Annotated in this window: 10 protein-coding genes; 2 read left to right on the plus strand and 8 right to left on the minus strand. The window is 40.9% G+C overall.

Annotated features, from left to right (window positions below; translation table 11 throughout):
• Window positions 1-153: 153 nt before the first annotated feature.
• Entirely contained in the window at window positions 154-2,985 is a 2,832-nt protein-coding gene (locus JMW64_RS00305) for a response regulator (protein ID WP_201552209.1), read from the plus strand.
• Between the two features lie 50 nt (window positions 2,986-3,035).
• Here the strand turns inward: JMW64_RS00305 and JMW64_RS00310 are convergent, their stop codons facing one another.
• From JMW64_RS00310 to rpmH, 8 genes are all read right to left on the minus strand, one after another.
• Window positions 3,036-3,710: a riboflavin synthase gene (locus JMW64_RS00310; RefSeq protein ID WP_060492108.1), complete on the minus strand. Its 675-nt coding sequence runs from the start codon at window positions 3,708-3,710 to the stop codon at window positions 3,036-3,038.
• Between the two features lie 421 nt (window positions 3,711-4,131).
• The gene (gene ribD, locus JMW64_RS00315) at window positions 4,132-5,187 is read right to left on the minus strand and encodes a bifunctional diaminohydroxyphosphoribosylaminopyrimidine deaminase/5-amino-6-(5-phosphoribosylamino)uracil reductase RibD (RefSeq protein WP_201552211.1); all 1,056 of its coding nucleotides are present in this window, start codon (window positions 5,185-5,187) and stop codon (window positions 4,132-4,134) included.
• Window positions 5,188-5,224: 37 nt separating this feature from the next.
• Window positions 5,225-5,701: a transcriptional regulator NrdR gene (gene nrdR, locus JMW64_RS00320; protein WP_045442876.1), complete on the minus strand. Its 477-nt coding sequence runs from the start codon at window positions 5,699-5,701 to the stop codon at window positions 5,225-5,227.
• Window positions 5,702-5,836: 135 nt separating this feature from the next.
• On the minus strand, window positions 5,837-7,282 hold the full coding sequence (gene mnmE, locus JMW64_RS00325) for a tRNA uridine-5-carboxymethylaminomethyl(34) synthesis GTPase MnmE (RefSeq protein WP_201554968.1): 1,446 nt from the start codon (window positions 7,280-7,282) through the stop codon (window positions 5,837-5,839).
• A 192-nt stretch (window positions 7,283-7,474) separates the two neighbouring features.
• Window positions 7,475-9,172 carry a membrane protein insertase YidC gene (gene yidC, locus JMW64_RS00330; protein WP_201552213.1) on the minus strand — a complete coding sequence of 566 codons (1,698 nt, stop codon included), beginning with the start codon at window positions 9,170-9,172 and terminating at the stop codon, window positions 7,475-7,477.
• 211 nt (window positions 9,173-9,383) lie between these two features.
• Window positions 9,384-9,761, minus strand: coding sequence for a membrane protein insertion efficiency factor YidD (gene yidD, locus JMW64_RS00335; RefSeq protein ID WP_201552215.1), 378 nt, complete (start codon window positions 9,759-9,761; stop codon window positions 9,384-9,386).
• A 1-nt stretch (window position 9,762) separates the two neighbouring features.
• Window positions 9,763-10,134: a ribonuclease P protein component gene (gene rnpA, locus JMW64_RS00340; protein WP_109592276.1), complete on the minus strand. Its 372-nt coding sequence runs from the start codon at window positions 10,132-10,134 to the stop codon at window positions 9,763-9,765.
• Window positions 10,135-10,334: 200 nt separating this feature from the next.
• Window positions 10,335-10,469 (minus strand): 50S ribosomal protein L34, encoded by a 135-nt coding sequence (gene rpmH, locus JMW64_RS00345; protein WP_007394757.1) that lies wholly within the window; start codon window positions 10,467-10,469, stop codon window positions 10,335-10,337.
• Between the two features lie 623 nt (window positions 10,470-11,092).
• Between rpmH and dnaA the strand changes: the two genes are divergently transcribed.
• Window positions 11,093-12,538: a chromosomal replication initiator protein DnaA gene (gene dnaA, locus JMW64_RS00350; protein ID WP_109592278.1), complete on the plus strand. Its 1,446-nt coding sequence runs from the start codon at window positions 11,093-11,095 to the stop codon at window positions 12,536-12,538.
• Window positions 12,539-12,554: the final 16 nt, after the last annotated feature.

Below are 12,554 nucleotides of genomic sequence, written 5' to 3' on the forward strand. Positions count from 1 at the left end.
GTGATTGAGCGATATTCCACTGCCATTCACCATTTTTTTCTAGATAATAGCTGTACAACCGTAAAAGATAAAACGGCTTGAATAAACCAGCTACTGTGCCAAACTGATGACTTACTCACTATGTTTCTTGTGTCGATATAGGACCACGCTTTCATGCAACAGTTTCAGTCCTTACAGCGCTTACTCATATTTTATGCACTGACCTTGCTGGTCATGTTGTCTATCTATTATTTTGCGCTGTTTCACGAGATAAAAAAACACAGTGAACAACACAGTATCGATACTTTCCAAACATTGCAGTATGAAGTCACTGAACGTGATGATCTTCTAAACCCTGACATTAAAAGGATTTTAGAAAAACCCGTATTCGAAGACATAAGCTATCAGCTGGTTTTTATGATGCCATCTGGGCAGACTTATATCCATCGCCATACTCAGCCCAATGAGCCTGCTTTTGCTAACGTTACGTTTCCTATCATTAGCTCATCCCCTTCTAATAACGGCAGTCATAGTGCTTACACGCTTAATAATCGCAACTTAACCGGCACCATTAAACTCAAAAGTGGTCATCAGCTTTATATTATATTGCGCCATAAGCCGCTGATCATTGACTGGATATCTTATCGCTACTGGTTGCCATTGATGGCAGCGATCATGCTTTTTATTATCGCTTTGCTGTATATGCTCAATCGTCGCACCAATTGGGAACAGCTGCTGATTTATACGGACAATCTAAGTAGCCACGCAAAAGAAGCCTATAGTCCGCCGCCTTTTTTGCAAAAAAAATCTACGCCTGAGTTTCTGCGTTTAGGCCATGCGCTGAGCCGTGTCAGCTACCAGCTACATAATGACTATCGCCGCATTAAAACCCTAACACATCGTCTTGAACGTTTGGTTGATCAATCCCCTTTACCGATGCTGATGATCATGCGTCATGGTCAAATCAGCTTTTTCAATAAACGCTTTGAACAAATATTCATGTCTTTACCGCAAAGCGATAGCAACTATGAACTGACGGATTTTATCGCGGGTAAAGATGAATCCACGCAACGATTGCTGCAAACGTTATCCAACCTACGCGTTACTCGTACCTTAACAGTCTATGGGTTAGAAAATGAGCAGACTTACCAATTGCACGTTACGCCATGGTTTGGTGAACATGGTCAGGTTCACGGCTTTACCGTACTGCTGAATAATGTTAATGAATTTACCAGTCAAATAGGGCAATTAAAACAAAAAAATCAACGGCTACAACGCCAAATTGATGAAGTTAATACGATTAAATCGACGATGGGTCATGATTTGCGCCTGCCGTTAGAAGCAATGATTGACACGCTAGAACCGATTGATCCTGAGACCTTGACTGCGGCGCAGAATGACATTTTAATATCCTTAATTAAAAGCAGTCAGAGTATGCTAACGACGCTTAATGATGTGCTAGACATTGAGGAGATAGCGGTAAGAAAAACGCCCCTAAGCATTGAGCCTGTCGATATTTATAGACTGGGGCAACAGGTCAGTCAATCATTTATAGAAAGGATAAGGCAGCAAGGACTTGAGCTGCTGTATTTTTTTGCACCTGACAGTCCGCGTTGTATTGATACAGACCATCAGCGCCTACAGCAAATCTTGTACGACTTATTAGATAATGCAGTGAAATTTACCACTTCTGGCTATGTATCACTGACCATCGAAACAGTCAGTAATGCAGAGTTATTAGCAACGAAAAACCGAAGCTTAGTAAATATTAATAAAGACCCTACACTGATTAAAAATAGTCAAATCAATAAAGACAATCCCAATCATGCCTCACACGACTGGATTCGTTTTAGCATAAAAGACAGCGGTATGGGCATCGATATAGCGAAGCAACATCAACTGTTGGTTCAGCTTAATAAAAGCAGCAATCAAAACACCCATCGAAACGTTAATTACATGCAAAAGAACACGACTGGGCAAGGCCTAGGATTAAATAACGTCAATAGCTTTGCGCGATTATTAGGTGGTTTCATTGAAATAAAAAGCACGATGACTAAAGGCAGCAGTCTGAATCTTTATCTGCCTTGCAGACGTCCAAATTATCAGCCTATTTATCATCATAGTCAGCATTTGACTCATATCCATCTAATAGCCGTGATTAAACAACCACTACGTGCCAAACATCTGCGCGATTTTTGCGCATATTTATCGATGCCAGCTACTATCTATACTTCTATAGATAAATTAGATCTACAACAATTAAACGCAAAACTGGCGCAAGACGAGCAAAGACTCGCCCCTATCTTGCTATTAGATTACGAATATTATGAAACCCTCTCTATTGCTTCCGCTAATCAGGCGATAGTGAATGATGATAAACAACAGGCATTAAATACCCTACTCGATAATCCGTCACTACCAAAAATACTACTTAGTATGAAACCTGAGCGCCGTATTCCCTCTATATTATTAGATAAATATGAAGGATTCTTGAGCAAACCATTAGATGCGGCTTTATTGCTCTCTGAATTACTGCGCTTAACCTTACCAGCGAGGCAGAAGCTGGTTCAAGCCATAGAGATAAAAGAAGAGAATAAGCAGCTAGCAAACGAAGCAGATAAAGCTGCCAACGAGAATGTATTGCCACTTATCTTGGTAGTAGAAGACAGTCCAACCAATCAGAAAATAACGTGCAAGATATTGAGTAAACTTGGTTATCGTAGTGTGGTCGCAGAAGATGGTCAGCAAGCGTTAGATATGCTACAACAACAGCGTCAAGATATCTCACTCATTTTGATGGACTGTCGCATGCCTGTCATGGATGGGCTACAGGCTACCCAAGCGATTCGTGCGCAAGGCGATAAAATTGCGATTGTGGCGCTGACTGCGAACAATACCAAAGAAGATCGCAACGCTTGTATAGAAGTAGGAATGGATGAGTTTTTAGCCAAACCGATCAACAAAAAAGAGCTAGAGTCGGTTTTACAGAGCTTCATAAAATCATGACAATCTGTAAAACTGACTCTTCAGCTTTAAACCATTACTTCATAAATCAGCTATTTCATAAAACCATTATCTGCTAAAAATGCTTCTGTAATTTGGCTTTGCGGACTTGGCGTATTCATACCACTGGTTTGCGACTTATTTAACAAACGTTCTAAATAGCGCGCGACGATATCCACTTCGATATTGACCTTATTTCCAACCAGCCAATGCTTAGCGATATTGGTCACTTGTGCGGTATGTGGAATGATATTTAAAGAGACAATATTGTCTCGTACAAGGTTGGTCGTCAGACTAATACCATCAACCGTGATAGAGCCTTTGGTCGCTGTATAGTGCGCCAGCTCTTGTGGTATCTCGATTTCGATATAGATAGAGCGCGCATCTTGTTGCAGCTTACTGACCACGCCGACGCCATCGACGTGACCCGCGACGATATGACCACCAAAACGTGTGGTTGGTAGCATCGCTTTCTCTAAATTCACCGTGTGACCAGCTTTCAAGGTTTCTAATGCGGTACGAGCAATAGTTTCACGTGAAACATCGACCGAGTAATGATTACTCCCTAGGTCTACGACGGTTAAGCAGATACCATTGGAGGCAATAGAATCTCCTAGCTTCACATCACTAAAGTCCAAACCATCAGATTCTATCGTCAAACGTATATCACCGCCCGTAGGCTGCATGGACTTAACCTTTCCAACACTCTCTATAATTCCAGTAAACATATCGACCTCATTGCATTATGATGTTGTCTTTATAGACAATATATTTTGATCTATTAATATTGTGCTAGCATTTGTCTAAGCCAGTTTTTTCAGTGCAACTTGAGCTTAATTGAGCCTATGATGGGATAGATTGTGGATAAGTACTGACAAATCAACTCATAACGTATTAAAACACGCATTTCCGTTAAGTTATCCACAGAAAACAAGATGTTGGCTAATATTAAGAAAGATTAATAGTAAAATCTAAGTTACTGATTATATTAGATTAATGTAAAAAATTTTATAAAAACCCTGTTTTCCTGTTTCATGTGAAACAAAGTTATGCACAGTTCCATGTGAAACCTTGCACCACACTGACTGCTTATCCACACTGAGTAAAAATTTATCCCAAACTGTGGATAAGTTGTTTATAAATAACAAGTTATAGCGGTAATAAAGTCAATTTAAGGTCAGGACTTAATGTTTCATGACTATAAATATTAAAACGCAACTGCTGAGCTAGAGACAATGGGTTAAAATCGACCATCGGTCTTGCTTGCGCGCCTAACAAACAAGGCGCCTGATAGACAATCAACTCATCTACCAATTGTTGGCTTAAGAAACTACCAGTAACACTAGCACCGGCCTCTACCAACACGTCATAACACTGATGATCACTGACTAATTTTTTTAGTAATTCAGTCAAATTATCTTCGCGCCAATAAATCGTATCCGGTCGGCGGCATAACTGATAGTCAGACTGTAAGCTGTATTCTAAGCGCTGCCGCCTATCGAGTACGACAACCTTAGGAGTAGGAACTTGTTTAGGTGGTACAGCTAATTGGTTGGAACGTACATTAAGCTGTGGATTATCCGCGATAACCGTCTCACTACCGGTAATAATCGCGCCACTTTGTGCACGTAGCTTCTGCACATCTTCGCGGGCAGCCGCTGAGGTAATCCATTTTGACTCGCCAGATGCCATCGCGGTACGACCGTCAAGGCTAGTGGCAATTTTAAGTCGTACATAAGGCATCTGGGTGCGCATTGCCTTTAAAAATCCACGATTTAAAGCTTCTGCTTGCTCGGTTAATATACCGACTGTCACTTGAATGCCAGCCTGCTCTAACAGTTTTACACCGCGTCCTGCCACTTGCGGATTGGGATCGAGCCCTGCGATTACTACACGTTTCACACCAGCATTAATAAGACCCAAAGCACAAGGTGGCGTACGCCCCGTATGACTACAAGGCTCTAAAGTCACATAGGCAGTTGCACCTAAAGCCCTCGCACCCGCTTCTTTTAGCGCAAATACTTCTGCATGAGGCTGACCAGCTTTCGGATGAAACCCTTGACCGACGATCGCTTCTGCTTGCACGATGACACAGCCTACCGCTGGATTAGGTCTGGTGGTATATAAACCCTGTTTGGCTTGTTCGATCGCAAGCATCATAAAGTAGCGGTCTTGCGCATTCTGAGTATGGTTTGAGAGCGTCATAAAAAGATACACTTAATAAAAAAGTAGAGGGTAAAAACTATTTAACGTTATCGTCAGCTTTTTCATTTGGGCGAATATTGGCAATCTCTTGATGGAAAGCATCAATATCTTGAAAGTCGCGGTAAACACTAGCAAAGCGCACATAAGCAACATCATCTAACGTTTTAAGCTCACTCATGATGATCTCACCCAACACCTTGCTACTGATTTCACGCTCACCCATCTGTCTAACACGCTTCTCAATACGGCTAATCATCGCTTCTTGTTCATCAATGGTGATAGGGCGTTTTTGTAGAGGTAATAAGATAGAGCGGCGCAGTTTCTCATTATCATAAGGCTCAATCTTGCCGCTAGACTTGATGATTCTAGGCATAACTACTTCTACCATCTCAAAAGTAGTGAAACGCTCTTGGCAGCTATTGCATGAGCGGCGACGACGGACTTGCGCACCTTCTGCCGCCAGACGCGAATCAATAACTTTAGTCTCTGACGCGTTACAATACGGGCAATGCATAGCGTTTCCTTATTTCAATATTAAGCGCAAGAGTCACAGTCATTATTTATAGGACCAAATGATAAGACCGAATGATAAGACCGAAATTTCTGAGAATTAACGAGCTGTATCAGGCAATTCAAAAAAATCGGCTGATTATTTTCCAATACAGAAACTACCAAAGATTTTGCCCAACAAGTCATCCGCACTAAACGCTCCCGTAATCTCACCCAAACTGTTCTGAGCTTGGCGTAAGCTTTCAGCGACTAACTCTCCTGCTTGAAAGACCGTTAACTGCTCGTGCGCCTCTGCTAAAGAGTCGGCTGTGCGTCTAAGTGCATCTATATGACGTGTGCGAGCAATTAGGCTGTTTTCTGGCGGATGAAAACCGACCTTAGCACATAACGCTTCGACCAGATTATCGATACCAGCACCTGTTTCACATGAAACATTAACTTGTTCATAACCACGTTCTTTTATTGCGATTTGCGAGACAGAGGGTATTTGACTGCTACTATCATCTAGTAAATCACTTAACAAATCACTCTTATTAGCAATAATCAATAAGCGTTTAGCCTCTGGCAACTCACCAAATAATTGTTCTGCAAGCTGTAGCGGCGTACTTTCTTCTTCAAGATCACGAGTCACATCGTAGACCATCAGTAGCATATCAGCCTGTGTAATGGCGGTACGTGCTCGTTCAATCCCAATACGCTCTACCGTGTCTTCAGTCTCGCGCAGACCTGCAGTATCGGTCAAATGCAGCGTCAAACCGTTAAGCACGACGGTCTCTTGCAGCGTATCACGAGTCGTACCTGCAACGTCAGTAACGATAGCACGTTCTTGCCCTGCCAGACGATTCAGCAAGCTTGATTTACCCGCATTTGGTCTACCTGCTAAGACCACATGAATACCATCACGTAAAAGCTGACCTTGCTTGGCGGTCGCCAATACTTGCTGTATCTTGTCTTGCGTTTGTTCAAGTTTACTTTGTATGACGCCGTCTGATAAAAAATCCACGTCTTCTTCGTCAGGGAAATCAATTGCCGCTTCAACATGCAAACGCAGATGAATAAGCTGCTCTAATAGCTGATTAATCTTCTTTGAAAACTCACCACTAAGGGAGCGAATGGCACTGCTAGCAGCAGCGGCACTGGTCGCATCAATAGCATCAGCGATAGCCTCTGCTTGTACCAAATCCAATTTATCATTATCAAAAGCACGATAAGAGAATTCCCCAGCACCCGCTTGTTTTGCGCCCAGCTCAAATACCCTTGCTAACAGTTGGTTTTGTAGAATCATGCCGCCATGCCCTTGCAGCTCAATCACATCTTCCCCTGTGAACGAATGCGGGCCTTTAAAGTACAGCACTAACCCTTCATCAATGACTGTACCATCAGCCTGATAAAAACGACAAAAACTGGCCATACGTGGCGTAAAAGCAGACTTACCCGTTAGTGTACAGGCAATGTCATAAGCACGCGCACCCGACAGACGTACAACACCAACGCCACCTCTTCCAAGCGGTGTGGCAATAGCAGCAATCGTGGCCAAACCAGATGCTTTAGGTGGTTCAGATGCTTTAGGTACGTTTGACACCATCTCTAGGGAATCCACAATTACTCTCAATAGCTAAAACCCCCATTATAGACGGCTGGACACAGACTGACAAAGCAAACTTTAAGTAGCCATACTTTGCGCTTATTTTATTTCAAATCAGTGAGGGATAATAAAAATGTCACGCATAAAAAAACCACCGCCGTAGCGATGGTCTTTTATCAATTGATGAGCTACTTAGTCCAATACTTTAATAGTACGACGCTTTTGCTCTTCTTCGACTTTTTTATTGACAATATATTGCTGAGTCATACTGAACAAGTTATTGACTGTCCAGTACAGTACGAGACCAGCTGGGAAAAACAACATGAAGGCAGTAAAGATAATGGGTAGGAACTTCATCACTTTCGCTTGCATTGGATCAGCTGGCTGCGGATTTAGCTGCTGCTGTACAAACATCGAAGCACCCATCAGCAATGGCAGAATAAACCAAGGATCCATCGCCGATAAATCTTGAATCCATAAAATCCAAGGTGCATGACGCAGCTCAACACTTTCAACCAATACCCAATATAGCGCTAAGAAGATAGGCATTTGCATCAAGATGGGCAAACAACCTGCCATTGGATTGACTTTTTCTTCTTTATAAATAGCCATCATCTCTTGCGACATCTTCATACGATCGTCGCCATGCTCTTCTTTAAGTGCCGCTAATCTTGGCGCAATAGCACGCATCTTCGCCATTGAATAGTAGCTCTTGTTTGAGAACCACATCAAAGCAATTTTGACTAAAATCGTCAATACAATGATTGACCAACCCCAGTTACCGATGACTTTATGAATACCATCCAAGATAGCAAATAAAATCTTCGATATTGGCCATAATAAACCATAATCGACCGTTTTATTAAGACCTACTGCCACATCTTTTAGCTCAGATTGTACTTTAGGACCAGCGTATAATGTGGCATCTAATGTCACTTGTCTATTCGGCGCGACATTGACGGGCTGACTGTTAAAACCAATAAAGTAATCATCTCCTGCTTCACGGCTAAAGAAAGTAGCAGTAAAGTTTTCAGGGACCCATGCTGATACAAAGTAATGCTGGACAATACCAACCCAACCTTTATCGCTACTAACAGCTAATTCACCATCGTTAAAGTCTTTAAATTTGAGCTTATTGTATGGATCATCAGGCGTACCCCAAGCACCGCCTAAATAAGTCGCCATACTGAGCGCGCCTTTGTCAGACATACCGGGATCTTTACTATCATCACGTTTCAACTGGGCAAATAATTGACCTTGCCACGGTTGTGTAGAAGCGTTTTGTATTTGATAGCTAATATCAATCGGATATTTGTTTTGTGTGAAGGTAAAGGTCTTGGTAACGGTCACGCCATCTTTTTTATAAGTAAGCGGTACTGACAACGTCTGTTGCCCTGCTTCCATGACGTAATTATTAGCAGTATGGCTGTATTTGGCACGACCTTCTGCAGTATCAATACCATTAGGACCAATAAGACCAGACTGAGCCACATACACACGATTGCTATTATTTTCTAGCAATACGAAAGGCTTATCGCTATCGAGCGTTGCGTCATACTGCTTAAGAGCAGCATAAACAATATCGCCGCCTTCTGGATTGATTTTTATATCATAGCGATCGGTGGTGACCGTGATTAGACCTGTGTCTTTCGCAGGCGTTGCTGTCACAGTATTACTAGCCACTGTATTATTATCAGCAGGCAGCGTCTGTACCGGAATGTCACCTGCTGCACCGGTTGTCGAAGGAATGTCAGCACCTACTGAAGTCGTAGTTTCTGGCACCGTATCTACAGCTGGCGCATCGGCATAATCATCTCGCCATGCCAAAATCAGCAGATAAGCGGTGATTAACATCGCAATGATGATCATCACCCGAAATATCTTTTGCATAAACCTTTCCTAGATTAAAAAATTAGGGAATGAAAAATTAGGGCATGTGTCATGACCGTACAATTATCATCGTATGTGACAACAGTATTGCCAGTCATTTACATAAAATGTGCATCATTTTACTAAAAATCCGCCTTAAATGATACCAAGAGTGTGGATAACTTGTGGGTAACTAAATAGATATCCACAACTTCGCAGTCTATGATGAACGCTATGTTCGTTTCATCATATGGTTTAAGCGAGACACATAGCTTTTATTATCTCTAAAAACATATAAACCTTGAACTTTGACACTAGTAGCTAGTGCGCTAAAAGGTACATATTGATAATGATAAGAAGATAACGGTAGCGGCACAAAATCAATGCCGTGTCCACCCAAAGGATGACAACTGCCAATACGTTTTAATAATAACCAACTGCCTGCTCGGACTCCATGCCATGCCAAAGCTTGTTTACCATAATTCGAGCACGTAGGGTAATAGCGGCAACGAGCAGGTAATAGTGGACTTATTAACTTTTGATAAAAAATAATAAAATAATAAATAATTTTATAAAGAATATTATTTAAATTAATAAATAAAAAATTCATTTTATTTTTTTTCTACTTTTTTAATAATGTTAATTATTTGATTCTTCAATTCTTTATTATCTATATCTTTTATAGATTTTTTGACAATAAAAACAATATCTTTGTTTTCTAAAGAATGAGCCTTTACACGAAAATGTTCACGTATTTGACGCTTGATTAAATTTCGCGCGACAGCCGTAGGAACTTTACGCTTGGTAATGGCCATCCCGACTCGCGGCTGACCATGATCATTGGTACGCACAAATGCCATTAGATGGCTCTGATGAAGCTTACGCTCAGGTGCATCAAAAACCTCACGGAAGGCTGCAGGCGTGAGCAAACGCTGCTCTTTGGTGAAGCGGGCATTAGCTGCCGCTGAAACAGTATTGGACATAGCACAACCTAGTATAAGAGCGAATAACGGTAGCGGAAATAATAGCGCAGAAATAACAACAAAGTACAGAGACAAAAAAAGCGCCGATGTGGGCGCTTTTAATATATGGCTAAGTGTCAGTTGTGGTGATTGACTATCGCAATCTATAAATAATAGAAACACAACAAGCACTATAAGCCATGCTTATCGCAATCTACTGATTATACAGTAAGACGATGACGTCCTTTAGCGCGGCGACGAGCTAAGACCTGACGGCCTTTTTTAGTTGCCATACGAGCACGGAAACCGTGAGTACGTTTACGCTTGATCACGCTTGGTTGGAATGTACGTTTCATAACTCACCTATCAAAATAATGGACTAAATTCGTAATAACGGAGGATTATACCACCGCATAGAATCTTGGTCAATGAACTAATTTAATCTATGTCGATGCAGACAGATATTTTGACAGAGGAAATATCATTTTAAATGATTCATCGTGTGTAAAGTTCATATTCATAACTCAAAAATAACGACTCAGTTAATTAATTCAGTGATGGATTCCCAAAAGTTATCCACAGTTTGTGTCGAAATCTATAATAATTAACTATTAATATATATAAGTATTGTTGTTATTGGGAGCTCGATTATCTGTGGCTAAGTAAGTTTTCCTTTTTATTATCAATGTATTGTACTATGGGTAAACCTGTGGATAACCTGTGGGCTAAATATGGATAACTCACCTTTCAAAGTTATACATAAAAGTATCCACAGCCTTATCCCCAAAAAACAAGGTTTTATCCACAGGGTATTTGTGTTAGATTAGCCCCTACTTAATATGTGGCTTCGTATAGTTTATCAACGTAACTTCCAATATTGTTTCCAACGGAAATAATTGCGGAAAATATTAAGGGCTACGCAACAGATCACACTGCTAAAACACAAATATTATTTCAAATTATAGGGTTAGTATTTTTCATGATAGACACAGCAAATATTTGGGATAAATGTCTAAATGACCTACGATATAACGTCAAAGACAACGTATTTACTATGTGGTTGAGACCATTGTCAGCTCATCAAGAAGCGCAAACGCTGACTATACTTGCTCCTAATGATTATTTTGTGACTTACATCAAAAAAAACCACTTGCAAGAGATACAGCAGCTGGTTGCTAAGCACAGTCAGGGAAGTATCGAAGAGGTGGTTGTGCGTGTTGATAACGCTGGCCGCGATAACGAAGACAATCGTCAATTGCAATCAGGGTCTTTGTTTGATGAAGATAAACCCTCCCCTACCCCTGCAGACCATAAGTTTGAAACCATTCATCATAACAATGCAAAAGCAGATATTGATGCCAATATGCGTCACGCAGAATTGGTTGATTCTGCTGATGCCAAGTCGTTAAGTTATCTAAATCCTGACTTTACTTTTGAAACTTTTGTCACTGGCAAATCTAACAATCTGGCTTATAAAGCCTGTTATGAGCTTGGTAAGCGCCAATCAAAAAATCGACATAATCCTTTATTTATATACGGACCTTCTGGTTTGGGAAAAACGCATTTAATGCATTCTGTAGCACATCGCTATTTAAAAAATAATCAAAGTTTTTATTATTTCACTTCTGAAAAATTTATTAATCAATTGGTTTATTCATTAAGAAATAATAAAATAGAAGATTTTAAAAAGAAAATTAAAAAAGTGGATTTATTGATTGTAGATGATATTCATGTATTGGCAGGAAAAACCAAAAGTAGTAATGAGTTTTTGACATTATTTGCAGATTTTACCAGTGGTGATAAACAACTGATTTTGGCTTCAGATCGTCATCCTTCGCAAATGACCGAATTTGATGAACGTTTTAGATCGCGATTTTCTTGGGGGCTAACTGTAGCAGTTGATCCGCCTGAGATTGATACTCGTGTGCAAATTTTGCAAAAAAAAGCAGCTTCATATGGCATGACACTGCCTAAAGAATGCGCATTATTCATCGCTCAAAATGTGGTTTCAAATGTTAGGCGTTTAGAAGGTGCTCTAAATCAAGTCTTTGCCAATGCTAACTTGACGGGTGCACAGATTACTCTTGAAATGGTGCAATATGCGCTAAAAGACATCGTCGCGATGCGTGTGCAAGCTGTGAATATGGATAATATTCGCAAAGTGGTCGCTGAGTACTATGATGTGACCATCAAAGAAATGATGGGTCGTAAACGCACACGCAGTATTGCCAGACCGCGTCAAATAGCGATGGCATTATCGCGTGAGTTGACTGGTGATAGCTTTCCTGAGATTGGTCAATCATTCGGCGGTCGCGATCATACAACGGTGATGCATGCTTGCGATAAAGTTAATGAGCTACGAGCAGCCGATCCTGCCTTTGATAAGGATTACAAAACACTGGCGTTGATGTTGCAAGCGGGTTAGCAGGTCGCGGTATCAC

This window comes from Psychrobacter immobilis (genome assembly GCF_904846065.1).
Lineage (GTDB): Bacteria > Pseudomonadota > Gammaproteobacteria > Pseudomonadales > Moraxellaceae > Psychrobacter > Psychrobacter immobilis_H.

Coding starts and splice junctions, on each gene's coding strand:
- JMW64_RS00305 (WP_201552209.1), top strand. CDS start 154: ATGCAACAGTTTCAGTCCTTACAGCGCTTACTCATATTTTATGCACTG.
- rpmH (WP_007394757.1), bottom strand. CDS start 10,469: ATGAAACGTACATTCCAACCAAGCGTGATCAAGCGTAAACGTACTCAC.
- JMW64_RS00310 (WP_060492108.1), bottom strand. CDS start 3,710: ATGTTTACTGGAATTATAGAGAGTGTTGGAAAGGTTAAGTCCATGCAG.
- yidC (WP_201552213.1), bottom strand. CDS start 9,172: ATGCAAAAGATATTTCGGGTGATGATCATCATTGCGATGTTAATCACC.
- rnpA (WP_109592276.1), bottom strand. CDS start 10,134: ATGTCCAATACTGTTTCAGCGGCAGCTAATGCCCGCTTCACCAAAGAG.
- nrdR (WP_045442876.1), bottom strand. CDS start 5,701: ATGCATTGCCCGTATTGTAACGCGTCAGAGACTAAAGTTATTGATTCG.
- mnmE (WP_201554968.1), bottom strand. CDS start 7,282: ATGGTGTCAAACGTACCTAAAGCATCTGAACCACCTAAAGCATCTGGT.
- dnaA (WP_109592278.1), top strand. CDS start 11,093: ATGATAGACACAGCAAATATTTGGGATAAATGTCTAAATGACCTACGA.
- yidD (WP_201552215.1), bottom strand. CDS start 9,761: ATGAATTTTTTATTTATTAATTTAAATAATATTCTTTATAAAATTATT.
- ribD (WP_201552211.1), bottom strand. CDS start 5,187: ATGACGCTCTCAAACCATACTCAGAATGCGCAAGACCGCTACTTTATG.